This window comes from Desulfitobacterium sp. (assembly GCF_035539115.1).
In the GTDB taxonomy this organism is placed as follows: Bacteria; Bacillota; Desulfitobacteriia; order Desulfitobacteriales; family Desulfitobacteriaceae; genus Desulfitobacterium_A.
Genome location: NZ_DATLJA010000086.1, coordinates 25,359 through 49,404, shown reverse-complemented (window position 1 = coordinate 49,404; position 24,046 = coordinate 25,359). Strand labels below are relative to the sequence as shown.

Sequence of the window (24,046 nt, the reverse complement as noted above, 5' to 3'; positions counted from 1 at the left end):
GTTTTCTAAGATGAAAATGCTAATTGCTAAAATAACTGGATTATTGGCTGCTTTCGGAAGTATGATTCTGGTAATTATTCTTCTTTACTTTAATCCTTACAGCAGTGAAAAGAGTCAGTTTGGTACTATGATGATCGTTTACACAACTTTATTTGCCCCGGCTTTGTTTGCGCTTATTTGCCTAATCATAAAAAGGTATAGATTGATGTTTATCCCCTTTATATGGTCACTACCAATAAGCCTTTATTTAGGATTAACACCAGGTGTATTTAGTTTGATTATGTTAACTTGTATTCTTTACCTTATATCCGCATTGTTGTTCTTATTTAACCACAAGTCGAAATAATAACGTCTGTTATAGAGGATTGCGTCCCATAAAAAGCACTATGACAAGCTGAGCGATAATCTACAACAAGTTTTCGGGCATATAAACTGCTGACGAGTGATTTAGGTGTCCACCAGATCACGGGAAAATTCCGTTTCAAGTGAATTGGTAAAACTCTCCTTAGCTCCCGTTTACTCCAGTTTTCTAATGGATGACATTTTTATCACCATCTCTACTGTCCACCTATCGAAAACACCAAAAGTTTCCCACGGACCCCCTTCACCCAATATCACTTCCGATGCTGTGTCGATCCGGGCCAGGACATATACCCATGGTGCCTGGTAGATGGTTTCAATTTTGCTGATGTGCTTGGCTCGTGCCCCGTTGAGTACGGCCAGATCTTTCTGAATGCGCTATTAGGCTAGACCGGGGCTAAGGGTTTAGTGGGGTAAGCAAGAGCGTCGGCTCCTTTTTGCAAAATAAATTCGAGAAATAACCTACTTATCTTCGTTCGTAGTTTAGACATAATCGGCCATCCGACAAAAAAATTCTTTTCTTTATCTTAAATCATACGAAGTGTTATCTATAGCAACTTAGTTATTTAAATTTTTAGAAAGTTCTTCTTTAATATTCAACATGCTATCTGAGCATTCCTTCCAAAATAGTAATTTGCGCCTATTTTTTTATATAAAAAAGCCAGAGTGGCTAAATGCATTCTGGCTCAACGAGTCCCTCTTTTTTAACTACCGAGAATTCCTCGGTAGTTACGTACCTACCGTCCAAGAAAGAAAACGGCCACCAGAAGTCTCGATGATTCCTTCTGATGGCCTTTGAAAGGCTTAAATTTTAACCTAATTCCGACGTCCCGTTAACTTAGCGGGCTTAAAGTAAACGATCAACGCTGGAATCAGATATACCCAATAGGTTATAACCAACACGATATTGGGATTATCTCTATATCCAAAGATTGCCTTGAGTAAGCTGCCTGCCGAGGAATCTTGGCTAAGAATCATTTGGGTATTCCAGACCTTGAAGCCTTCCGGGATCCAGGCCACTTCTTGAAAGGCATGTATCCCATTTGAAGCAAGACCTGCAGCCATAACGATTAACAACAAACTCATCACATTGAAAAACGACTTAAGGGGTAGACGATGGGTTCCTCGGTAGAGTACATAACCGATAATCGCGGCACTCCCAAATCCGAGTACCGTTCCACCCAAGACTTGACCAACAGTAGACGTTTGAGCTGTCCCAGTAATAAAGAGAACCGTTTCGATCCCTTCTCTGATCACTGTTGCAAACGCCAAGGTAGCCAGTGCCCAAACAGAACCGTTAGTTAACGCCTTCTGCACTTTTTCCTTTAACGAACCACTCAAATCTGAACTTTGACGCTTCATCCAGACGGTCATCCACGTTAAGATGGCGACCGCTAAGAGCATAAAAGTTCCTTCCAAAATTTCCTGAAAATCTCCCAATTCGGTTTGTCCTAGGATAAAAAAGATAATTCCACCTGTAATAAGACTAACCAGAGCTGCCGCTGCTGTACCCAGCCAGACTTTTCCGGCAGTGTGAGTTGCCCCCAGTTGTTTGAGATAGGCCAAAATCACTGCCAAAATGATCGAGATTTCTACCCCTTCACGCAGGGTAATAATGAAAGTACTGAACATTGATCTCACTTCTCCTCTACCTTTTGTTGTTTTTTTGCGTCGCCAGTCTACAAGATAATGGTCCTCCACCGCGGTTAGAGTCTGTTTTATGTTTTTCCTCTCTGTGGTTGATAGTGATTATCACTATCATAGTGTATACGAATAAAGCAGAACCTGTCAAGGATATCTTATGTTTTTCATCGGAATTGTTTTTTAATGAGGCTCATGATAAAACAAATGTGAGTTTATTTCCATATATTAGTAGAGGAAGGAGGCATTCAAGACATGTTTTTGCGCAGAAATCAGTTAATCAATCCAAGCGGAGAAAACCCAGAATTCCTTAATCAAACCACCCGACCCGTTCCGATGGGTATGCAGCGTTTCCTGGCCAAGAAAGGAATCAATTCTCCTGAAGACCTCATGAACCGTCTTCAATTCGCACCTCGCGTATCCTTCAGAAGAGCAAGGTAATCAAAAGAGCGGGTTAGTTCCCGCTCTTTTAATTACTCTATTTATTATTTAACGTTTAATCATTTACAATTCATTTTTCCCGGCTGGCTCATGGTGAGTAAAGTATCGTTTCAAAATTCCATGCTGATAGAACTTGTGTTTACTTTTGTGCTTGATTGGCGTTCAAGGCAATTGGATTGATTTAATGTAAAGGTCAGCCATAGCTCTGTGCCCCATTACATTAGGATGCAGATGATCCGGTCCAAGGAGTAACTGTTCTTGCCCATTAAAGGCTTTAGCCACGGGTATAACTCTAAATCTATTTTCCCTGGCCATTCGTATAATACTATGATTAGCCGTTTTAAGCAGTTCTTGAGTTAGAGCCCTAGACTGTTTGTTCATCGGGGGTAAAGGGCTATAAAGGGTTGATATCATGACTAAAACAAAGGGATTGATAGCCCGAATATGCCCACCGATTAACATGATATTATGATTTAAATTCCCTAATGTTAGGTCGATATTAGCCCCAGCGCCTGAAAGTAGTTCTTTGCCAGTAGCCAGCAAATCATTAGATCCTATCGTCACGCTGATCACTTTAGACTGGGCAATTAAGGAGCAGACGCCTTTTTGACTCATTAGGGTTATAAGTCCACCACTCGTTAAGCCGTTAACCCCGAGATTCTCATACTTTAACCCTGGAAAGCTCGACAGTAAGCTCCTGTAAAATAAAGCGGCAAAGGATTGGTTCGCTCCAACACCGTAACCCGTAGTTAGCGAATCGCCCAAGGCGAGGTATAACTCATTCATTTTACTTGCCACTTCCCCCCTAAGCTTCCTTATCCTAGAATATTCAATTCATCTTCTGACTGTACTCAATCTATGTATGAAAAGCGTTTCCTTTGTCTACAAAACATATATTTTTCTTACCTGCTTACTGGGCTACATCAACCCAATCTGTAGCTACAAGTGCTTCTAACTCCTCGACTTTAAGTCCCACCGCTGCATTTGGTGCCCCTGCAGCAGGATAGACCTTAGCATAGGCCCGCAAGGACTGATCCAGGTAAACCGGAATCTCCTCTTTTAAACCAAACGGGCATACTCCACCCACAGGATGACCTGTAATTTTTAAAACCTGTTCTACTTCCGGCATCTTTGGCTTCGCCTTAAACCTGTCTTTGAACTTGCGATTATCGAGTCGTTTATCCCCTGACATAAGAACCATGATAAAATCATCTTTAACTTGCAAAAGAAGTGACTTGGCGATCTCTCCAGGTGTCACCCCAATGGATTCAGCTGCTTTTGCAACTGTGCTTGTATCTTCAAAGGTAAGAATCGGGATCTCTTTATGTTTGGTGGCAAAAAAATTCCTCACCGTTTGTACTGACATGACCTTCCTCCTCGTTTTTCAATAAGCTAAGACAGAAGAACCGTCCCCCTGTCTCGCTTTGGATGATTAAAAGCCTGACTACTTTACAGCAGCCAGGCTTTTAATCGGTTTTCAGTTTAGATAACCCCAAAAGACTTAAACTCCGAGAAGTTCACGCACAATTTCGTTAACGAGTTTTCCATCAGCGCGTCCTTTTGTCTTTTGAGTAATCTTCCCCATCACTTTACCAAGGTCTTTGGGGCCCTGAGCCCCTACCTCAGTAATCGTTTCCTGGGCAAGCTGACGAATTTCCCCTTCGGAAAGCTGTTGAGGAAGGTACTCCATAAGAATGGAGATTTCCTCTTCCAATGCCTTCACAGTATCCGGGCGATTCACCTTAGCAAACTCTACAATAGAATCTCGACGCATCTTTACTTCGTGCGCAAGAACTTCAATTACTTGTTGATCATTGAATTCAGTTTTTTTGTCTATCTCACCATACTTAATGGCGGCCCGAGCCAAACGGATGACGGAAAGTCTGACCTTCCCCTCCTCTTTTGCCTTCATGGCAACCTTCATATCCTCAACGAGGCGATCCTTAAGGGACAATTTCGAGCATCTCCTTACTTGAACTTGCGTTTACGAGCAGCTTCAGACTTTTTCTTCCGCTTCACGCTGGGCTTTTCATAATGCTCATGTTTACGGGCTTCCGAAATAACGCCTGCCTTCTGACACGTACGCTTGAACCGGCGGAGTGCGCTATCTAGGGATTCGTTTTTTCCAACTTTAATTTCACTCATTATCTTATCCCTCCCTCCACTGGATCATCACAGATATACTCTTAGATTATAATGGATGAAGCTGGACGCGTCAAGTTACCCAATGTTAACGCCCAAAGGTTTACCCCCAAGAACATGGAAATGCAAATGTGGAACTGCCTGCCCACCCTCTTTACCAATATTGGTAACAACACGGTATCCAGATTCCGCAACCCCAAATTCTTGCGCTAATTTTTGAGCCAACATCAGGATATGCCCTAGCAAAGCTTCATCCTCAGGTAATACTTCATTCAGACTTGCGATATGTTTTTTCGTGATCATGAGCAGATGTACAGGTGCCAAAGGATTGATGTCTTTAATGACAAGTACTTGATCATCTTCGAAGACAACTTCACTGGGTATTTCTTTATTTAAAATTTTACAAAAGATGCAATCTGACATGAAAAAGCCTCCCTTATCTTTATATGTTTCATTTCCTTCGGTCAGTCACCCGACTATTGTAGTAATCATTTCCAGTTACTCTGGGAGATTTGTCCAACTCAAACGATTATAGCATACTATTTCCAGATATGCTTCGCTTCAAAGATAAATTCGACGAGTTCTCCGTTTTCCCATGCTCTCCCATCCTTACGTGCCGGGAGTTTAACCTGGATATAATTTCGCGTGTGCCCAGTCGCTGTTCCATCCTCATTCACACGCTCAATCAGAACCTCTTCCTTCTGCCCTATACATTTCTCAACATAATCTTCATGGCTTTGCCGAGCGACCTCCATCAAATCCTTAACCCGTTGCTCTTTAACCTTTTTGATAATTTGATCTGGGTACTTGGCTGCAGGAGTACCTTCCCGTTTCGAATACGGAAAAACGTGAGCTCCAGCAAAATGACAGGAGCGAACGAATTCAAGTGAATCTTGGAAGTCTTGCTCCGTCTCTCCGGGGAAACCGACGATAACATCCGTGGTGATCGCAATTCCCGGAAGTCTCTGATTGAGCTCATCGATAAGTTTCTTAAATTCGCGAAGAGTATAAGGCCTTTTCATGCGCACTAAAATAGCGTCACTCCCACTTTGCAGAGGAATATGCAGATGGGTACAGACGGCAGGTGAAGAAAGAATGACCTCAATCAATTCAGGAGTAAACTCCATGGGTTCGATTGAGCTCAGCCGCAATCGATATAACCCTGGAATGTTTGCTAATTCCTTAACCAAACGCGCGAGATTCCAATCTTCGCCAAGATCCTCGCCATAAGAGCCTGTGTGAATCCCAGTTAAAACGATTTCCTTGTACCCTGCCGCAACAAGTTTCTTTGCTTCGGCGACAGCATTCTCAGGAATTCTACTGCGGACTGGTCCACGGGCGTAAGGAATAATACAATATGTACAAAACTTATTACATCCCTCTTGGATTTTTAAGGTTGCCCGTGTCCGACTTTCACCCTCCATCAAGGGGAGCTCTTCAAATTTCACAGCATCCCAAATCGTATGTACATTGCTTTGCGGCTTTTGTTCCTTGCGAACTTGCTCAATAAGCTCAAGGATTTTTCCCCGATCCTGGGTCCCAAGCACAAGATCGACTCCTTCGATATTCAGGACTTCGCCTGGAGCGGTTTGAGCATAGCATCCCATAACAACGACAAATGCATCCGGGTGAGCCTTGATCATGCGACGAATCCCCTGACGGGATTTAGCATCACCCGTATTCGTTACTGTACACGTATTGACGACAACTACATCCGCTTCGTCAGAAGAATCCACGACGTTATATCCGTCATTATGGAATAACTGGGCTAATTCTTCACTCTCAGTCTGATTGACCTTACAACCAAGAGTTAGGAAACACACACTGGGGGTAGTTACTTTCAGCGATTCCTTGCTGGTATTCAAAGGCATATTCGTTACCCCCTTAATTCAAGGTTAAATTTCATTTTCAAGATCAATTGATACCTAGGGTATCGGCGAAACGCTTTGCCCGCTCATCACGGCGCCGGGGCTATTCTGAAAGAGGCCATTTGTTATCCATTCAGGCGAGGCGTACGCCGACCAAACTAGGACTTAAACTCGAGTTTAGGGAGGGGTACCCGCCAAAAATCGGCTCGCAGAGATGCTTTGCCATCCATGGCGCACTCGGCACGTCCTGTGCCATCGCTGCCCTCTGTTGGCGGCGCACGTCCTATGCGCCTCCCCGCTAAAGCTTCTTTTCCGAGTTTAAGTCAAGTTTGGTGAGCGTCTCACTTAAAGTCTTCATTCCTAACAAAAGGCTCTTTTGGGTCATAAGAAGACGGACGGGGATTTGCGATACGCCCCAGTGCTTTAAGTCTTCGCTCAGTAAAGCGTTTCGCCTATCTCTGTTACTTTCATACTGTAAAAAATCTTAAGAGACCCTATAGCGTAGCTTTTGCAACGTGCAGGAGTGAACGATTTCTTCGGAGGGGCGTTATAGGAAACTTGGTTTGAGTTGAGAAACGAAACGCAAACCTTAGTTGACTTATCCTCGAAGGGGAAAAGGCGAACAAAGCTTTCGAGGGTGAGCGGCGCCAGTGGTTCACATGCAGTAAGCAAAAGGGTTTGGCAAAGCTCCCTCGGAAGCGAGTGAGCGAGCCCCGGAGATGCAAAGTGAACGGATGCGTGAAAAGCTACACGACCCGAGCTTTCTTTCTCATGCTCCAATGTTACGCAAGGGGTTTATCCTAAATCCCCATAATGGGCTAACACCATAGCCGTTGCAGCCAACGCCGCTGTCTCAGCACGCAAAATCCGTGGCCCCAAGGAAACGCTCTTTGCCCCCAAGTGTTCTTGTGCCCAAGTAACTTCTGAGGGCTCAAAACCCCCTTCAGGACCAATAATAAGGGCAATCGGAAGTAGAGGTGCAAGGCTATTAAGTACAGTAAACAATCGTTCCGTCTTCTCTTCCTCATAAGGGATTAGCCATTGCGTGTTCGCGGGTAGAACCTTCTGAAGCTCAACCCAATCCGCAACAGCAAAAATTTTAGGTTCCTGAACGCGATGAGATTGTTTTGCTGCCTCACTCGCAATTTTTTGCCAACGTTCCACCCTGTCGACCGCTTTATTCCCTTCCAGCCGCATAACTGCCCGTTTTACTCGTAAAGGAACTAAACCTGACATTCCAAGTTCCGTTCCTTTTTGGATCACCCATTCCATTTTCTCCCCTTTGGAGAGTCCTGCTACGAGATAAACCTTAGTTTTGGCCTCAACCTCAGGATGTGACGTCTCTAAGATTCGACATGTCACACTCTTATCCTCAATCTTGAGGATCGTCGCATAATACTCTGCTCCCGTGTTATCAAATCCTACGATATCATCGCCTGGAACCAAACGGAGGACCCTGACCAAATGCTCCCTCTCGTCCCCCCGCAGCCAAAACGCGTTTTCTCCGAGTTCTGTAATCTTAAAGCGATGCACTCTATTTCCACCTCGCGCGTAAGAGTACCCACCCCGAATTTTCCTTCTTCTCGATGACTTCGAGTCCTGCCTCACGCATCCCGATTTCTACATCTTCAGCACGATTTTCAATGATTCCGGAAGCTAGAAATTCTCCATTGGCTTTTAGAATGCGCTTAAGATCGGGTAAGAGCATCAAAATGACATCAGCAATTATATTCGCCACTACCAAATCAGCTTGTCCCTGAAGAACTGATCCCAAATCCCCAAGTTTAGCTGAGATCCGCGCAGAAACGTGATTCAAGTCGATATTTTCCTGGGTGACTCTAATCGCGACTGGATCTAAATCAACCGCTTCAACCTCCGCCCCGAGCTTCGCGGCGGCAATAGCTAAAATTCCAGACCCTGTTCCCAAGTCAAAGACTCTCATGCCCGGTTTTACGATCTCCTCTAACTCTTCTAAACAAAGGACCGTTGTTGCGTGGGTTCCTGTTCCAAAGGCCATTCCTGGATCTAGTTCCAAAATCACATCCTCACTCCTGGGATTTACATCCTCCCAGGTGGGCTTGATCAGAAAATGATTGCCCACGCGTGTCGGTTTAAAATAGGCCTTCCAAGCTGTAGCCCAATCCTCTTCTTTAACTGTTATCCCCTTCACTTGGATAACCCATTCGGGAAACTGCTTTACGAGTTCACGGAGACTTTCATCCAGTTGAGTCATCCGCCGTGAGAGATAGTCATCTTCGCAAAGATATCCTTTAATAATCGAAGTTCCCGTCAGATCAACCTCGCCAAAACTATGATAATCCCATATTCCGGATTCGATGTAATTGCGTAAAAGTTCAGGATCCTCAACACTGACTCCTGGACAGCCGATTTGGTAAAAAAGATCGGCAACAGCCTCCTCTCCCTCAGATGAAACCGTTACCGCAACTTCACGCCAATTCATTAATCACATGACCCCTTCATACATAATTATTCTTATATCTATGATTACGGCAGAATAGTTAGTAAACCTTCATAGTGAGTAGCTATGCAACGTGGTGAACGGGTATCTGCCGTAATCACTCACCCCATTGCATCCCGAATATTCTCCTTAACCTTATCGAAAAACGACTTTTTACCCATCTGCTGTTGTTCACTCGTATTATCCCCGAACTCCTGTAAAAGTTCCTTTTGTTTATCGGTAAGCTTGGTAGGAGTCGCAACAACGACCCGAACATGCTGATCTCCGCGACCACCCCCTCGACGATAGGGAATTCCATGCCCGCGTAAACGGAAAACAGTAGCCGTCTGAGTGCCTTCAGGCACTTTCATTTTAACGCTGCCATCAAGGGTAGGTACATCAATCTCGGCACCCAAAGCTGCCTGTACAAAGGTAATGGGAATCTCACAATAAACATCATTTCCATCCCGCTCAAAGAATTTATGCGCCTTTACATGCAAAACAACATAGAGATCTCCCGCCGGTCCACCTTTTTGACCCGCTTCGCCACTGCCACTAAAGCGTAGATTTAGCCCTTCTTCAGAGCCGGCTGGAACATTGACTTTAACCGATTTCACCTTGCGTACGACGCCCTGACCATTACACACCTTGCAAGGGGAAGCAATCGTCTGCCCCTCTCCACGACAGGATGGGCACGTCCGTGCCGTCTGAACCACGCCAAACGGAGTTCTTTGATTGACTTTAACTTGGCCTGTTCCATGGCACTCAGTACACTGAGTCGGATGTGTCCCTGGCTCAGCTCCCGAGCCATGACATTCTGTACAAGTTTCATTTCGCGGAACCTGGATTTCTTTCTCCGCCCCAAACGCCGATTCTTCGAAACCGATCGTCAAATCATAACGCAAATCTGCTCCGCGGGCTGGTCCATTACGCCGCTGTCCGCCTCCATTGCCGCCAAAAAACATATCAAAGATGTCACCGAAACCACCGAAGTCTCCACCACCGCCGAATCCTCCGCCGAATCCCCCAGCATTCGGATCTGTGCCTGCATGTCCAAACTGGTCATAACGCGCACGTTTATCTGAATCACTTAAGACATCATAGGCTTCGGTCGCCTCTTTGAATCTCTCTTCGGCTTCCTTATCCCCTTGGTTAACATCCGGATGGTTCTTGCGGGCTAATTTCCGGTATGCCTGTTTAATCTCTTGCTCGCTCGCGGTCTTTTGAACCCCCAGCACCTCATAATAATCGTGTTTCATTTTTTCCTCCATCACTCCTGCTTAACCATCCGAACATGATTTAGGGGCACAAGGGAAACTTGTCCCCTGCACCCTTGACTCACGAAAAACTTTTGAAGCTTTATTTACTTATTTTTATCTGGATCTACCTCAGTATATTCGGCATCGACGACATTGTCATCTTTCTTTGCTCCTCCATCAGTACCTGCTCCAGCAGCACCTCCATCAGCCCCCGGTGCCCCAGCGTTTTGTTGGTACATTTTTTCGATAAACGGATAGAGAACGCTGTTGACTGCCTCTGTTTTGGCCTTGATTTCTTCAAGGTTTTCTCCGCTTGCTACAGCTTTTAGGTCTTCCAAAGCTTTCTTAATCGGCTCGACTTCATTTTCTGGAGCTTTTCCCTCGAAATCCTTAAGCGATTTCTCGGTTTGGTAAACAAGGGAGTCTGCTTGGTTCTTTGCATCGATCAATTCTTTGCGTTGTTTATCTTCGTCAGCATGTGCTTCGGCATCTTTCTTCATCTTCTCGATCTCATCTTTGCTTAAGCCAGTCGAGGAGGTAATCGTTACTTTCTGTTCGTTACCAGTCGCCGTATCCTTAGCCGAGACGTGAACGATACCGTTGGCATCAATATCAAACTTCACTTCAATTTGTGGGATTCCACGAGGAGCGGGTGCAATACCCGTAAGTTGGAAGCGTCCTAACGTCTTATTCCCAGAAGCCATCTCACGCTCACCTTGGAGAACGTGGATATCTACAGAGGTCTGACCATCTGCTGCAGTCGAGAAGACTTGGCTTTTCGTCGTTGGCACAGTCGTGTTGCGGTCGATAATTCGGGTAAAGACTCCACCCAGTGTTTCAATCCCCAAGGAAAGCGGAGTGACGTCGACGAGGATAATATCTTTAACATCCCCTGCAAGAACTCCCCCTTGAATCGCTGCCCCTACAGCAACAACCTCATCAGGGTTCACACTTCTATTGGGTTCTTTACCACTCAATTTCCGGATTTCATCTTGAACCGCTGGAATACGGGTAGATCCTCCGACAAGGATAACTTGGTGAATATCATTCCAGGTTAACTTAGCATCGCTCAAGGCTTGACGTGTGGGTCCCAGCGTAGCTTCAACGAGATCGGCTGTCAATTCATCGAACTTCGCACGGGTAATGTTCAGATCCAAATGCACAGGACCATCAGCAGTCATTGAGATAAATGGCAAGTTAACATTAGAAGAGCTCACGCCAGATAATTCAATTTTTGCTTTTTCAGCGGCTTCCTTTAACCGTTGGACAGCAACCCGATCTTTAGTGAGATCAACACCGTTGGTCTTTTTAAATTCGGCAGCCATATAATCGATTAACCGTTGGTCAAAGTCGTCTCCACCTAACCGGTTGTTACCGCTGGTGGCTTTAACTTCAACCATTCCTTGGCTAAGTTCAAGAACGGAAACATCAAACGTACCACCACCCAAGTCAAAAACAAGGATAGTTTGGTCTTCTTGTTTATCCAGTCCATAGGCCAAGGCCGCAGCAGTTGGTTCGTTAATAATCCGTTTTACTTCAAGTCCAGCAATTGTTCCGGCATCTTTCGTTGCTTGGCGTTGCGCATCAGTGAAGTAAGCTGGAACTGTAATTACAGCTTCGGTAACGGGTTGACCCAGATAGGCTTCAGCATCGGCCTTTAATTTTTGCAAAACCATAGCCGAGATTTCCTGTGAAGAATAATCTTTCCCATCAATGTTTACTTTATAGTCTGTACCCATATGACGTTTAATAGAACTTACCGTTTTATCTGGGTTAGAAACCGCTTGACGTTTAGCGACTTGACCTACTAAACGCTCACCTGTTTTTGAAAAACCCACAACTGAAGGTGTCGTCCGATTTCCCTCCGCATTCGGGATGACAACCGCTTCTCCACCTTCCATAACCGCTACGCAAGAATTTGTTGTTCCTAAGTCAATACCAATAATTTTACTCATAATGTTTCTTCCTCCTTGTCACTCCTAGCGGGAAACTTTAACCATGCTAGGACGCAATATTTTATCTTTAAGATAATACCCTTTTTGAAGTTCTTCGACAACTGTGTTTTCCGGATAATCCTCCGAATCAACTTGAAGAACTGACTCATGCAACTTTGGATCAAAGGGCTGTCCTACCGTTTCAATCGGAGTAAGGCCTTCTTTGGCTAAGCCACTTTTCATTTGCTTCAGAATCATATCCACGCCTTGTGAAAACGCTTGGAAATCCTGATTGGATTGTGACGATAACACTGCACGCTCAAAATTATCGAGTACGGGAAGCATCGCTTCAATGACCCGCTCGGCAGCATACTTTATCGTTTCCTCTTTTTCCTTTTGTGTCCGTTTCCTGAAGTTATCAAATTCCGCTTGAAGGCGTTGCAAGCGCGCATAATAATCATCAGCTTGTTCTTTACTTTGTTTAAGTTCAGCCTCTAATGTTAGGACTTTTTCTTCCACAGACACATTCTGAACATCCTCTAGGACTTCTTCCCCACCATCGTGGACTTCACCCCCAGCGAGGTTCTCGTCTGTCAAATCTTGGTCACGGAGAAAATTCGTTTCTTTTACATTCTCCTGATTTGAATTTGGGGTTTTTTCTCCCCGATTGATCATTGTTCAACCACCCTTCCCTATATTTTTCGTCGCTTCGTCAGAAGCTCAGTCAGTGTCTTCGTCATGAAATCTACTAAAGCCATCGCTTTGGAGTAATCCATACGTGTCGGCCCAATTACCCCAATTGATCCTATGTGTTCCCCGTCGATTTGGTAAGTTGCTGCAATGACGCTGCAATCCTTTAGTTCCTTTACGATATTTTCTCCGCCAATCGTTACACTTAGTCTATCCGTAGTCGGGATGAGCAATTTTTTCACCTGTTCATCCTCTTCGAAAATCTGAAGGAGGTTTCTCACCTTATCAACATCCCGAAACTCAGGCTGATTGAGCATGTTTAAGGCTCCACCAAGATAGACCTTATTTTTATCTTCCTGGGGTTCTTCGAAAACGGCAGAAAGGAGATCTATGGCATGATCAATGAGCGAGCGTTGACGCGTGAGTTCGCTATAGATCTCATGGAGTAGTCCATGGCGGACATCGACCATCGAATGGCCCTTTATGTTTTGATTAAAGGCATTGGCAATCTTTTGTAACTCCTCTGCGGATACATTCTCACCAATATCAACGATCTGATTCTCAACCACACCGTTCTCTTTAACAATCACCATGATGGCCTGACCTGGTTGATACGGAAGAAAATGCATTTTGCTAAAAGAGCTTTTTTCGCGATGAGGACTAATGACAATACTCGTCAGACTTGTAAGTTGGGAGAGAAGCTTACTCGTATTTGCGATGACTTCCTGAATCTCCGCAATTCGTTTCGTCGTCTCTTGCTCAATCACGGCTTTATCTTCCGAGTTGAGCTCAGGACGATCCATCAGACAATCGACATAATAGCGATATCCCGCATCCATGGGAATCCGGCCAGCAGAAGTATGTGGTTGCTCAATGAGGCCCATTTCTTCCATATCAGCCATTTCATTACGGATGGTTGCTGGCGAGATACCCAGATCGAACTTTTTAGAAATCGTGCGCGAACCGACAGGCTCAGCCGTCGTAATGTAATCTTGAACAATGGCACGCAAGATTTTCTTTTTACGTTCATCCATTTGCATACGCTCTACCGCCTTCCCACCACATTGTTAGCACTCTTCTCTAATGAGTGCTAACCGATTATGACACAACATTATCACTCTTAACTTTTGTTGTCAAGAGGATCTGCGGTCAAAAGTCAGGGAAGGTCAAATATTTTTCTCGTGCTTAATTTCTACCTGCATCATTTTAAATTTAAACAAATTCTTGAAGCACACTATTGGCAACAAACCAATAGTCTGGGTTTAATCTTAAAGCATCTTCATTAAAGATGAGAACCTTCGTCTGAAGATAGCGTTCCAAAACTGATTGGTAAATATCCCGAATATCTTGTCCAAATTCCTTCTTAAAGGCTGTGAGATTAACTCCTTGAGAAAGACGAAGTCCGAGAATCATCCGTTCGGCCATCCGATCATGTTCAGACAGGGATTCCACCTCTGTAGGTTCGAGGGGAAAACGGTTCTGCTCTAGCATTTCCCGGTATCGTGCAATATCTTCGATATTTTTCGAGCGAACCTGCCGAATACATCCTACTGCACCTGGCCCAAGGCCTAAATAGTCCTCACCCCGCCAATATCCTAAATTATGCTGGCACTCATACCCTGGTCGTGCAAAATTCGAAGTTTCATAATGGAGATAGCCCGTTTCCCGCAAATACTTTCTCGTCCAAGCGTACATTTCCGCCTGATCATCATCATTTGGTAAAAGTGCCAAAAGCCTTGTGTTTCGGGCCAGCGGTGTATCCTCTTCAACCATCAGCCCATAAATTGATAAGTGCTCTGGGGCGAGCTGAACAGCCTCTTGCAAACTCGCCTGCCAATCTTCAAGAGTTTGACTCGGGAGCCCAAACATTAAGTCGAGATTTAGATTTCTAAATCCGGCTTCCCGAATGAGTTGAACTCCTTCTCGAACGTCCTGAACCGTATGAATCCTGCCGATTTGTCTTAAAAGAGAATCATCAAAAGACTGCACCCCAAGGGAAATCCGATTGATTCCCGCTCGTCTGAGAATTTGGAGTTTCTCTCGCGTTAAGGTTCCAGGATTTCCTTCGATTGTTTGTTCCGCCGTTTCGGGAATGTAAAATTTCTGCTTTAAAAGAGTCAGAAGCTCCTCTAACTCCTCTTCAGCAAGTGCCGTCGGCGTTCCGCCCCCTATAAAAAGAGAAGATACCCCCTCAGGGGCATCTTTTTTCCGCAGTTCGGTTTCTTCCCTTAGCCCCTTCAAGTAATCCTGAGCCTTTGCATTTTTCAGTGGAACAGAGTAAAAGGCACAGTAAGTGCATTTCCGTACGCAAAAGGGAACGTGAACATAGAGTGATGGCATAAGCTCTGACCTCCTAGCCCTGGGTAGACATGGGGACGGTTCTTCTGTCTTTTTTATAAGATTTAGAATATCTAAGGGGAGTGGATTTTGTTTACTACGTTTACTCCAGGCGCTTCGCAGTCCAAGCTAAGACACCGGCTCCTTGTTTAGGCTCCGATGACACTAGACGTGTCATCGCCCACAAAAATCGGCTCCTGCCTCTATTGGCGGTTGCGCACGCCTGTGCGCAACCCTTTGCTTGCAAGTAGTCGCCACTGCCTAAGCTTGGATAACTGCTTGCTTTAGTCGTTCTCTCCCGTAAATCAAAATCCACGCCCAGGCTTTCTCTTAAGCTATTAATGAAGCTTGCAAGTGCGGCCTTGGGTGCAGAATGCGCCCGCCGCCTCTCGAACCATGCAATCATCACATGCAAGTGACCCAAAAAGCTGCCCGGAGAGTTGCGAATACAGATGCGGAGGCCTTCAAGCGAGCAGCTAGCAAACTCGGTGAAACTGCGCTTGCATCAGCGGGGCGGGGCACATGGATCGAAAGCCTCCAGTGGAGGGTTTCGCCCCGAGCCGCAAACTCAAGATGACATCTCAACGGCGACAGGTTGCCAACGCCGCCAACAAGACAACTGAAACGAGGGACCTGTCCCCCTGTTTCAAGAAAGCATCACATGCAAGCGACCTAAGAAGCCACCCAGAGAGTTGCGAGTACAGATGCGGAGGCCTTCAAGCGAGCAGCTAGCAAACTCGGTGAAACTGCACTTGCATCAGCGGGGCGGGGCACATGGAAGTGCTCCGCCGCCAACAGAGCCAAGGATGGCGATTTTGGCGGGAACCCCGCCTGCTTGCATGCAGCAGTTGAACCGCTAGTTTGCTTTACGAGCGCTCGGCCGGAGCAGCTGTAATCGCAACTCGCTCTAGTCATCGATCTTCAGAACCGCCATAAATGCATCTTGCGGGATTTCCACACTGCCCACCTGCTTCATGCGTTTCTTCCCCTCTTTTTGCTTTTCGAGGAGTTTACGTTTCCGAGAAATATCCCCACCATAACACTTTGCAAGGACGTCTTTACGCAACGCACTCACAGTTTCCCGAGCAACAACCTTCGCTCCAATCACCGCTTGGATCGGTATTTCAAACATTTGCCGCGGAATAATTCCTCTTAATTTCTCAACTAGCTTTCGACCTCGGCTATTCGCCTTATCTTTGTGGATAATAAAGGAGAGCGCATCCACCAATTCCCCATTCAAGAGAACATCGAGTTTGACCAAATTCGCTTCCTTATATCCGGACATTTGATAATCTAAAGAAGCATACCCTTTCGTCCTGGATTTAAGTTGATCAAAGTAATCATAAACAATTTCGCTTAAGGGAAGCTCATAGCTAAGGCTGACTCGGTTAACGGACAAATAATCCATATTGATATACGTACCCCGTTTTTCCTGATTAAGTTCCATGATCGCTCCCACATAGTCGGCAGGCACCATAATCGTCGCCTTAACCATGGGTTCCTCAATACTGCTTATTTCTTCCGTTGGCGGCAGGTTAGTTGGGTTATCGATCTTAATGACTTCTCCGTCCGTTTTATTCACGCGGTACACCACGCTAGGTGCGGTTGTAATCAGATTTAAATCATATTCCCGTTCCAGTCTCTCTTGAATAATCTCCATATGCAAAAGCCCCAGGAAACCACAACGGTAACCAAACCCAAGCGCCACAGAAGTCTCCGGCTCAAACACGAGACTGGCATCATTAAGATGGAGCTTTTCTAAAGCGTCTTTAAGATGTTCGTAATCACTAGCATCCACAGGATATAAACCACAAAACACCATTGGCGTCGCGCTGCGGTAGCCTGGGAGCGGGAAAAGAGCTGAATGATCTGCATCCGTAATCGTATCCCCAACTCGGGTATCTTTAACATTTTTAATGCTCGCCGAAATAAATCCAACCTGACCTGCCTTTAATTCCTCGACAATACGCATCGCAGGTGTATAAGTTCCGACTTCTGTAACTTCAAAGACGCGGTCGTTTGACATCATTCTGATCTTAGTTCCTTTAGCCACTCGTCCTTCCATGATGCGGACGTGGGAAATGGCCCCCTTATAAGCATCGAAATTGGAATCAAAAATCAAAGCCTTTAAAGGTGCCGTATCATCTCCCTGTGGGGCTGGAACCTTTTTAACAACCGCTTCCAGAATGTCTTCAATTCCAATGCCTGTCTTGGCTGAAGCGAGAATGGCTTCGCTCGCATCGAGTCCAATCACATCTTCAATCTCTTGTTTGACCCGTTCAGGATCTGCACTTGGTAAATCAATCTTATTAATAATTGGAATGATCTCCAGGTTATTTTCCAGCGCTAAATAGACATTAGCCAAGGTCTGCGCTTCAATCCCTTGCGCCGCATCCACAACCAGGAGTGCCCCTTCGCAGGCGGCCAAACTCCGGGAAACTTCATAGGTAAAATCGACATGTCCCGGGGTATCAATGAGATTCAGCTCATAGACTTGTCCATCTTTCGCTTGATACTGCAGGCGGACCGTTTGGAGTTTGATCGTAATTCCACGCTCCCGCTCCAAATCCATCGAGTCGAGGACCTGTTCCTCCATCTCTCGTTTTGAAAGTGCACCTGTATATTCAATCAGACGGTCAGCCAACGTAGATTTTCCATGATCGATGTGCGCGATAATCGAGAAGTTGCGTATTCTTTGTGACGCCTGTGCCACAGATTTCCCCTCATTTCCAGCAATTCTATTGTTGATTTAATATCTAAAGAATCATTATACCAGAATGTGGGGGGAATCAGCAAGAAAATGCAAAACCTAGAAAGTCTCAGTAAATTGGTTGAGCGGCCTCACGACAAAGGCCGAAGGGACCTCACGCGATCCGTACGAGCTGCTCGGTTTATTCATCACCTTACCCTCAAGGACAAGTATAGACGAAGACCCGCCATCAAGATTAGCCGCGTTTTCAGCACCGTGTTCGAGCATAATCGTTTGCACATCTTTAAGGGTTGCTCCCAAGCTTCCAATCTGCCGTCCATCAATCACTAGAAAAAGTATCGTCCCATCTTTCGTCTGCCCTATCGCCGTTCGTGGTGCAATTCCCCAGCCCCCATCTCCTTGTGTGATCATGGGTTCTCCGTTCACGATCAGAAAAGGGCCAAAGCTAACGGCATCTCGGATTCCGAGCTCTTCGATCTGTTTTAAAGAATATCGCCCCAAGACCATGACGTCATTCCGATCAAAGCCGATCAAGTTATAAAAGGCAAGCTGATCCTTGTAAAGAATCCTGCCACCCGTGATGAGAATTCCCGTCGGAGTTCCACCCCGCCCTTCTCCTCCAGGATCGGAGAATCCTCCTGCATTGATAGCGGCTGATGCCTGATATTTCCTTGCAAACTCTTCCACCTTGAGTCCTTTACTTCCGAGTTGATCCGTGACGACAAGTTGAACCCATTTCGGGTTAGCTACCTTTAGAAGATAGCCATGATAATTGTCCCCCTTCGTTTCAATGAACTCCAACGGTGGTTTCTGCTGGATCCATGGTTGTTTCACCTTTATCGCCTTTTCATCCGTGTTTACCGTCGGCTCGGTTACTTTGTTATTATCCATGATCTGTTGGATTTCTTCATCACTAACCAGCAAATGTGCTAAATATTGATGGCTATAGGTTGTCATCGCTGTCGTGACATAAAGTTCCTTTAGCCCGGTGAGCGGCCCGTAAAAAATGAGAAGATAGCCCGTAATCCCCGCAACGAAGATAAAATATAAAAAAGCAGTCAAAACCTTAAGCAACAACTTTTGCCAGCTTCGGAGTTTCTTCTCTGCCCTTACCGCGGCTGAATGCTCGAGCTCAACACCCACTTCTATCTCCTCCACGATGCCTTAGTTGCCTTATAGGGTTGCCCTCCCAGGTAACCCCTGCTTAGTGATGTATTTTCCGTTGCAGCATCCCTAAAGTCTGATTGAATTCTTCCATCTTCATCACTTTGGCCGCTCCAGCAAAGATAAGAGCACCCAGAGCCGTTCCCGTAATGAGTATAATTATTGCCCCCATGGTTCCCGAACCTAGGCGAGGAGTCAAACCTTGGCCCCAAATCCAAACAACAGCCCCCATCAGCAGGGAAGCCCCTAAAGTTTGCAGGGATGTTCGAAAAATTCGCCAGCCATCGATTTTTTTTAAACGTTTACGCAAGACATAAAAAAGCGCAACCATATTGAAAACTGCAGCTAAGGAGGTAGCCAAGGCCAAGCCTCCCGCTTGAAGCGGTTTAACCAATAGGAACATGAAAATAACATTAGCAATCATCGAAAGTATCCCTAGGATTACCGGGGTCCAGGTATCCTGCAAAGCATAAAACATCCGAGGAAGAATTTGGATGATAGATTGGGCTGAAATGCCAACTGCAAAATAAAGGAGTGGGATTGCCGTCGCGAAGGTATCCTCTGCTTTAAACGCTCCATGCTGAAAGAGCACTTGGATTAAGGGATAACGCAGGACAATCATCCCTACGGAAATAGGTAAGGTAATAAAAATGACCATCCGCACAGCACTCGAAGAGGTTTGGATAAAATCTTGCCAATGTTTGAGCGTCGCATGTTCATTGAGTGTGGGGAAAATCGCTACCGCAATGGCTAGGGCGAAAATTCCAACGGGTAACTGATATAAACGATAAGAATACCAAATCGAGGTGATACTTCCCGCAACGAGGTGTGAGCCGAGATTGGAATTGACCGCGACCTGAATCTGGTTCAAAGCATAACTAAAGATAATCGGGACGGCCAGCATCGCGATCCGCTTCACTCCGGGATGATGCCAATCAATAATAGGGTAATACCGAAGTCCCACCCGGCGCAAAGCAGGAATTTGGACGAGAAAGTTCATTAGCGCTCCGACTACGACTCCGATCGCAAAACCGGAGATCGTCTGCGGGTTATTGGGCTGAGCCAGAATAATTCCAAAGAGAATAACACACGCATTATAGAGCACGGTACCTAAAGCTGAGGGCCAAAATATCTTATAAGAATTGAGAACCCCCATTGTTAACCCACTTAAGGCTAAAAGCAAGGGCTGGATCAGAATAATGCGGGTAAGATGGATCGTCAAAGCTTTATTTTCTTCGGAAAATCCGGGGACTTGCAATTGAATAAACCAGGGAGTGAGAATCAGCGCCAGGATAACAAATGCGCCTAACCAGATAAAGATAATATTCACGACGGAACTTACGACGCGCCAGCCTTCTTCTTCATTTCCTTTATGGATATACTCGGAGAACACAGGAATAAAGGCAGAGCTTAAAACTCCGCCTACAAGTAGCCAATAAATTAAATCGGGAAGAATAAATGCGGTCTGATAGGCATCCGTCGCACTCGTTTTGCCAAAGTAACCGGCCATGATGGATTCCCGAAAAAAGCCTAAAATTCTCGAGGCTAGCTGGGTCAACATCAACAGTCCAGCCGCTTTCGCTAGGGTTCGTGTACCTGACATTCTTCTGTCCCCTTTTATCGATGTTCGGGTAAGTTTCGTGTTTAACTTTAGAATTATATCATTTTTCGAAGCGAGGGGGAAGAATCAGTCTCCAATTAGAGGTTTATCAATTCGCCTTAACCCAATCCGCGAGTACATCTGCCAGCGCATCAGCAGCTCCATTCGCCTCTTCGAGCGTATTTAATTGACTTCCGATTTCGAAAAGAAGTGCTCCATCGGCTAGATGCTGATTATAACGGGCATCAGAAGCATAACTGATTTGCGTAACGAATAAACCTGGATATTTTTTTTCTCCTAACGCAATCAACTGTTGAGCAATTTCTTCATTTTTCTGCCAATGAGGATTTTTCTTGCCAATAACAACCAATACCTTTCCAACGTCTTTGCCGTTGATCGTAGTCGTCGACTTATCAACATCCGGCGGGAGCCCATCCCGATGCAAATCAAGAAGCAGCTTCAGCGAGGGATTGTCGTTTAAAAGCTGGGTTGCCGTAACAACAGACCTATTATAGGCTTTCATCATATCTGCTGCGTCATGAATCTGTAAGGAATGAACTGTAGGTACTCCATCTTTATCGAGGGCTTTTTTCAATGTTTCCCCAACAGTAACAACATCGCCGTTTTCTCCGTCCCGTCGTTCCGGACCACCATCCCCTGCGTAGCACTCAGCATTATGAGTGTTGTAGATTCCGACAAGGACTTTCCCGTTACTCGAGTTGGGTTGAGGCGTAGGAGTCTGATTTTGCAAACCAGGGTTATTTCCTGGGTCCTTGGGGATAGGTTCAATGCTTGGCCCAGAATCAAATCCCTCAAACTCTGGGTCATTTGCATTATAGGCCCATCCAATCCAAGCCGGACCTTCAGGCGGTGGAGTAAAGTAACTCAAAAAATAGGTGCGTGTATCTGACAAATTAACTCCCGTTAGCAAGAACATTCCTAACGATACCCCTTGATTTCGGATCTGGCCTAAAAGTGGACGTTCAGGTGCTGAATATCCAGGAATACCTTCCATCACTATTGCTTCAAACGGGAATTTTTGCTGAACTAAGACGCGAACAAGTTGGCGTGAACTCCCCTGTTCCAAGGCGTAAGCAAAGAGTCCTAAGAAGAGAAGTGCAAGTAAGGTGAAAATTATACCACGGGCCCAATAAGATGTCGGCCATAAACGCCATTTTGAATAGGTTTTTTGGTGTAACAAGAAACTTGTCCTCCTTTCCTTTTTATTAAGGAATATGAAGGACAAGTCTTCGTTAGAACTTACTTTTTTAGCGCAACTCAGTGGGTACAAAGGTATCAACGATTCCTATGACAAGAGAAGCCAGCAAAGCACCAATTAAGTTAACACGAATAGATCCAGGAACAATAAATTGGGTGAGATAAATAACCACTGCTGATGTAATGAAGCCAACCGCCCCGCGGTGAAAACGGGTAAGCTTGGTTTTGCCAAAAGCCAGTTCAACGACATAACCCAGAACGGCAATAACTACGGCAGCGATCAGTGCGCCTGTAAATCCGGCTACGTGAAGACCAGGAACAATGTAGCTCACCAAGAGCAATACGATCGCAGAAACAATAAACCGGACAATCATTCCTAACATTAAAAACCCTCCAATCGTAATTGACTTTATGTCTTTTTAACTTAGACTACAGCATATAGTCTAAACAACTTTACTTCTTTTTATCCGACCCTCGATCTCTTTAATTTTTTGAATTTCGTTTAAGATTTTTCAAAGGACTTTTAAAGGATCTGAGGGATTCCGCCTTGAATTATTTCCTATTGAATGTTAGAATGTAGTTTGTGTATACTGTTGGAAAGTTTATTCCAAAGGGGGTGACCACCAGTGCCAAATATTAAGTCCGCTATCAAAAGAGTTGAATTGACCAAAGCTCGCGCGCTTAAAAATACTGCCGCTAAATCGGCTTTACGGACAACACTTCGTCGTTTTGAAGAATCTTTAAGCACAGACGCCGATACCGCTAAAGTTGCGTTGAGCAAAGCAACCCGCGCTTTGGATAAAGCTTCTTCTAAAGGGTTAGTACATGACAACATGGCTGCCCGTAAAAAGTCTCGTTTAACCAAACGTTATGCGAAGCAATTTACCCAAGTCGGCTAAGCCCTAGGTTAACCTTAAGTTAGAACGGCATAAAGAAAACCCGGCTTTCGCCGAGCTTTGCGAAAGCGAAAACCGCTGGTTGCACTTATGCTATCTGCCAAAAATTTATACTTTCTGTTAGTATAAAAAAAGAGTAGTGTTTATTCGCCACTCTTTTTTTATGCCTTCTTTTGGCACTCTCAAATAACTAAAGTGCACAGAATTTCGTCACCATTAACTCCAATAAGAAATTGGCTTCCCCTTTGCCTGTCTTAATTCCTAGTTCAGTAGCTAAGCATTCTCGGAGAGCCGTCTCCAACTGTTGGTAGCTCAGTTTTTCAGACTGTCTCCATACTTTTTGAGCCTCAAAGGGCTTCATTCCCAATAAACGAGGAGCATCATTCACATTTCCACCCTTTTGGCGTAAAGCCTGAGTCCCAAGGAGCATTCGAACTTGTCGAACCAGAAGAGTAAGAACTTTAAGGGCATGCTCCTGGCGTAAAACCTGATGAAGCTTTTGCAAAGCGAGTGCACTTGAACGTGCTGCCACAGCATCCAAAAGTTCAAAAACTGTAGCCTCGGACGTTTGCGGGATAATCTCCTTCACATCTTCGGCTCGAATCATTTCTCGTTCTCCGACATACAACACGAGTTTATCGAGTTCCTGATTTAACACCCCAGGTTGATGCCCTGTCCATTCTAGAAAAAAGGTTTTAACCTCAGGACGCATCTTTTTCCCTCTTGCCTGAAGTTCAGAATCAAGCCAGGCTTGCCACTCTTGGGCCCGTTTGGGTGCCGTGAATTCCACAATCACACCCGCTTGACCGATCGCTTTGTAAAACTTACGTCCTTTATGCACACTCTCGGATAAAAACAAAAGACAGGTTCCTGGATTAGGGTCCTTAAAATACTCAAAATAGGGCTCTAAACTATCCCCTTGTCCCTCCTGAAAATACGGAATATCCTCAACAATCACCAGCCGCCCCTGAAAAAAAGAGATCGTGCTCGCTCGTTCAACAATCTCAACTGGTGTCACAGCCTTGGCTGATACAACCTCAATCCCGCTTCCAGACGGGTCCTTTTCTAAATAAGAATTCATCAAAATCTGAACAGCCTCTTGAAGGAGAAAGCGCTCTTCCCCATACCAGAGGTAGACCAAAGGAAGGCCCTTTTGAATTGCTTGACGGATTTGCTCTATTTCCCGCATTCGTTACCCTCCCCCCACCTTCTTATTCTAAACAAGAAGCTGATAGAATGCTATATCTTTATTTGGAGACGGGGGAACCAATTCCTCGTTCTAAGTAAAGAAAACCCGGCTTTCGCGAAGCTTTGCGATATAGAAGACT

24 protein-coding genes are annotated in these 24,046 nt (G+C 45.2%); 4 read left to right on the top strand and 20 right to left on the bottom strand.

What is annotated here, in order from left to right; all coding sequences use genetic code 11:
- Positions 1-10 precede the first annotated feature (10 nt).
- Positions 11-346, top strand: a complete 336-nt coding sequence (locus VM640_RS13860; RefSeq protein WP_325393215.1) for a hypothetical protein — start codon at positions 11-13, stop codon at positions 344-346.
- 830 nt (positions 347-1,176) lie between these two features.
- On the opposite strand, the gene VM640_RS13855 is transcribed toward VM640_RS13860, so the two are convergent.
- Positions 1,177-1,992, bottom strand: a complete 816-nt coding sequence (locus VM640_RS13855; protein WP_325393213.1) for an FTR1 family iron permease — start codon at positions 1,990-1,992, stop codon at positions 1,177-1,179.
- Positions 1,993-2,256: 264 nt separating this feature from the next.
- On the opposite strand from VM640_RS13855, the gene VM640_RS13850 reads away from it, so the two are divergent.
- Complete coding sequence (locus tag VM640_RS13850; RefSeq protein ID WP_325393211.1) at positions 2,257-2,442, top strand: hypothetical protein; 186 nt, start codon at positions 2,257-2,259, stop codon at positions 2,440-2,442.
- Between the two features lie 162 nt (positions 2,443-2,604).
- Here VM640_RS13850 and VM640_RS13845 read toward each other — a convergent pair whose 3' ends face one another.
- From VM640_RS13845 to hemW, 13 genes are all read right to left on the bottom strand, one after another.
- A complete protein-coding gene (locus VM640_RS13845) occupies positions 2,605-3,240 on the bottom strand; it encodes an SGNH/GDSL hydrolase family protein (RefSeq protein ID WP_325393209.1) in 636 nt (211 codons plus the stop codon).
- A 112-nt stretch (positions 3,241-3,352) separates the two neighbouring features.
- On the bottom strand, positions 3,353-3,808 hold the full coding sequence (locus VM640_RS13840; protein WP_325393207.1) for a YbaK/EbsC family protein: 456 nt from the start codon (positions 3,806-3,808) through the stop codon (positions 3,353-3,355).
- Positions 3,809-3,943: 135 nt separating this feature from the next.
- Positions 3,944-4,396, bottom strand: coding sequence for a GatB/YqeY domain-containing protein (locus VM640_RS13835; protein WP_325393205.1), 453 nt, complete (start codon positions 4,394-4,396; stop codon positions 3,944-3,946).
- 14 nt (positions 4,397-4,410) lie between these two features.
- A complete protein-coding gene (gene rpsU / locus VM640_RS13830) occupies positions 4,411-4,587 on the bottom strand; it encodes a 30S ribosomal protein S21 (RefSeq protein ID WP_006715885.1) in 177 nt (58 codons plus the stop codon).
- 75 nt (positions 4,588-4,662) lie between these two features.
- Entirely contained in the window at positions 4,663-5,007 is a 345-nt protein-coding gene (locus VM640_RS13825; protein WP_325393201.1) for a histidine triad nucleotide-binding protein, read from the bottom strand.
- Between the two features lie 116 nt (positions 5,008-5,123).
- Entirely contained in the window at positions 5,124-6,455 is a 1,332-nt protein-coding gene (mtaB, locus tag VM640_RS13820) for a tRNA (N(6)-L-threonylcarbamoyladenosine(37)-C(2))-methylthiotransferase MtaB (protein ID WP_325393199.1), read from the bottom strand.
- A 792-nt stretch (positions 6,456-7,247) separates the two neighbouring features.
- Entirely contained in the window at positions 7,248-7,985 is a 738-nt protein-coding gene (locus VM640_RS13815) for a 16S rRNA (uracil(1498)-N(3))-methyltransferase (RefSeq protein ID WP_325393197.1), read from the bottom strand.
- Position 7,986: 1 nt separating this feature from the next.
- Positions 7,987-8,913, bottom strand: a complete 927-nt coding sequence (gene prmA, locus VM640_RS13810; RefSeq protein WP_325393195.1) for a 50S ribosomal protein L11 methyltransferase — start codon at positions 8,911-8,913, stop codon at positions 7,987-7,989.
- A 119-nt stretch (positions 8,914-9,032) separates the two neighbouring features.
- Positions 9,033-10,169, bottom strand: a complete 1,137-nt coding sequence (dnaJ, locus tag VM640_RS13805; RefSeq protein ID WP_325393193.1) for a molecular chaperone DnaJ — start codon at positions 10,167-10,169, stop codon at positions 9,033-9,035.
- Between the two features lie 104 nt (positions 10,170-10,273).
- Positions 10,274-12,124, bottom strand: a complete 1,851-nt coding sequence (gene dnaK / locus VM640_RS13800) for a molecular chaperone DnaK (RefSeq protein WP_325393191.1) — start codon at positions 12,122-12,124, stop codon at positions 10,274-10,276.
- 24 nt (positions 12,125-12,148) lie between these two features.
- Positions 12,149-12,778: a nucleotide exchange factor GrpE gene (gene grpE, locus VM640_RS13795; RefSeq protein WP_325393189.1), complete on the bottom strand. Its 630-nt coding sequence runs from the start codon at positions 12,776-12,778 to the stop codon at positions 12,149-12,151.
- Between the two features lie 17 nt (positions 12,779-12,795).
- Positions 12,796-13,833 (bottom strand): heat-inducible transcriptional repressor HrcA, encoded by a 1,038-nt coding sequence (gene hrcA / locus VM640_RS13790; RefSeq protein ID WP_325393187.1) that lies wholly within the window; start codon positions 13,831-13,833, stop codon positions 12,796-12,798.
- Between the two features lie 172 nt (positions 13,834-14,005).
- The gene (gene hemW / locus VM640_RS13785; RefSeq protein WP_325393185.1) at positions 14,006-15,133 is read right to left on the bottom strand and encodes a radical SAM family heme chaperone HemW; all 1,128 of its coding nucleotides are present in this window, start codon (positions 15,131-15,133) and stop codon (positions 14,006-14,008) included.
- Between the two features lie 485 nt (positions 15,134-15,618).
- On the opposite strand from hemW, the gene VM640_RS13780 reads away from it, so the two are divergent.
- Positions 15,619-15,753, top strand: coding sequence for a hypothetical protein (locus tag VM640_RS13780; RefSeq protein ID WP_325393183.1), 135 nt, complete (start codon positions 15,619-15,621; stop codon positions 15,751-15,753).
- Between the two features lie 284 nt (positions 15,754-16,037).
- On the opposite strand, the gene lepA is transcribed toward VM640_RS13780, so the two are convergent.
- The 5 genes from lepA to VM640_RS13755 all read right to left on the bottom strand — a co-directional run bounded on the left by lepA (position 16,038) and on the right by VM640_RS13755 (position 22,205).
- The gene (gene lepA / locus VM640_RS13775) at positions 16,038-17,843 is read right to left on the bottom strand and encodes a translation elongation factor 4 (RefSeq protein ID WP_325393181.1); all 1,806 of its coding nucleotides are present in this window, start codon (positions 17,841-17,843) and stop codon (positions 16,038-16,040) included.
- A 96-nt stretch (positions 17,844-17,939) separates the two neighbouring features.
- On the bottom strand, positions 17,940-18,983 hold the full coding sequence (locus VM640_RS13770; RefSeq protein ID WP_325393179.1) for a phosphodiester glycosidase family protein: 1,044 nt from the start codon (positions 18,981-18,983) through the stop codon (positions 17,940-17,942).
- Between the two features lie 61 nt (positions 18,984-19,044).
- Entirely contained in the window at positions 19,045-20,607 is a 1,563-nt protein-coding gene (murJ, locus tag VM640_RS13765) for a murein biosynthesis integral membrane protein MurJ (RefSeq protein ID WP_325393177.1), read from the bottom strand.
- Between the two features lie 106 nt (positions 20,608-20,713).
- On the bottom strand, positions 20,714-21,805 hold the full coding sequence (spoIIP, locus tag VM640_RS13760) for a stage II sporulation protein P (protein ID WP_325393175.1): 1,092 nt from the start codon (positions 21,803-21,805) through the stop codon (positions 20,714-20,716).
- Between the two features lie 67 nt (positions 21,806-21,872).
- Complete coding sequence (locus tag VM640_RS13755) at positions 21,873-22,205, bottom strand: phage holin family protein (RefSeq protein WP_325393173.1); 333 nt, start codon at positions 22,203-22,205, stop codon at positions 21,873-21,875.
- A gap of 243 nt (positions 22,206-22,448) precedes the next feature.
- Between VM640_RS13755 and rpsT the strand changes: the two genes are divergently transcribed.
- The gene (rpsT, locus tag VM640_RS13750; RefSeq protein ID WP_325393171.1) at positions 22,449-22,721 is read left to right on the top strand and encodes a 30S ribosomal protein S20; all 273 of its coding nucleotides are present in this window, start codon (positions 22,449-22,451) and stop codon (positions 22,719-22,721) included.
- A gap of 187 nt (positions 22,722-22,908) precedes the next feature.
- Here rpsT and holA read toward each other — a convergent pair whose 3' ends face one another.
- A complete protein-coding gene (holA, locus tag VM640_RS13745; RefSeq protein WP_325393169.1) occupies positions 22,909-23,907 on the bottom strand; it encodes a DNA polymerase III subunit delta in 999 nt (332 codons plus the stop codon).
- Between the last annotated feature and the right edge of the window lie 139 nt (positions 23,908-24,046).

What these genes read in the sequence shown, in the direction of transcription:
- hemW (WP_325393185.1), bottom strand. Translation starts at nt 15,133, where the DNA reads ATGCCATCACTCTATGTTCACGTTCCCTTTTGCGTACGGAAATGCACT.
- VM640_RS13825 (WP_325393201.1), bottom strand. Translation starts at nt 5,007, where the DNA reads ATGTCAGATTGCATCTTTTGTAAAATTTTAAATAAAGAAATACCCAGT.
- holA (WP_325393169.1), bottom strand. Translation starts at nt 23,907, where the DNA reads ATGCGGGAAATAGAGCAAATCCGTCAAGCAATTCAAAAGGGCCTTCCT.
- mtaB (WP_325393199.1), bottom strand. Translation starts at nt 6,455, where the DNA reads ATGCCTTTGAATACCAGCAAGGAATCGCTGAAAGTAACTACCCCCAGT.
- VM640_RS13755 (WP_325393173.1), bottom strand. Translation starts at nt 22,205, where the DNA reads ATGTTAGGAATGATTGTCCGGTTTATTGTTTCTGCGATCGTATTGCTC.
- hrcA (WP_325393187.1), bottom strand. Translation starts at nt 13,833, where the DNA reads ATGCAAATGGATGAACGTAAAAAGAAAATCTTGCGTGCCATTGTTCAA.
- dnaJ (WP_325393193.1), bottom strand. Translation starts at nt 10,169, where the DNA reads ATGAAACACGATTATTATGAGGTGCTGGGGGTTCAAAAGACCGCGAGC.
- dnaK (WP_325393191.1), bottom strand. Translation starts at nt 12,124, where the DNA reads ATGAGTAAAATTATTGGTATTGACTTAGGAACAACAAATTCTTGCGTA.
- rpsU (WP_006715885.1), bottom strand. Translation starts at nt 4,587, where the DNA reads ATGAGTGAAATTAAAGTTGGAAAAAACGAATCCCTAGATAGCGCACTC.
- prmA (WP_325393195.1), bottom strand. Translation starts at nt 8,913, where the DNA reads ATGAATTGGCGTGAAGTTGCGGTAACGGTTTCATCTGAGGGAGAGGAG.
- grpE (WP_325393189.1), bottom strand. Translation starts at nt 12,778, where the DNA reads ATGATCAATCGGGGAGAAAAAACCCCAAATTCAAATCAGGAGAATGTA.
- VM640_RS13840 (WP_325393207.1), bottom strand. Translation starts at nt 3,808, where the DNA reads ATGTCAGTACAAACGGTGAGGAATTTTTTTGCCACCAAACATAAAGAG.
- VM640_RS13850 (WP_325393211.1), top strand. Translation starts at nt 2,257, where the DNA reads ATGTTTTTGCGCAGAAATCAGTTAATCAATCCAAGCGGAGAAAACCCA.
- VM640_RS13855 (WP_325393213.1), bottom strand. Translation starts at nt 1,992, where the DNA reads ATGTTCAGTACTTTCATTATTACCCTGCGTGAAGGGGTAGAAATCTCG.
- murJ (WP_325393177.1), bottom strand. Translation starts at nt 20,607, where the DNA reads ATGTCAGGTACACGAACCCTAGCGAAAGCGGCTGGACTGTTGATGTTG.
- VM640_RS13860 (WP_325393215.1), top strand. Translation starts at nt 11, where the DNA reads ATGAAAATGCTAATTGCTAAAATAACTGGATTATTGGCTGCTTTCGGA.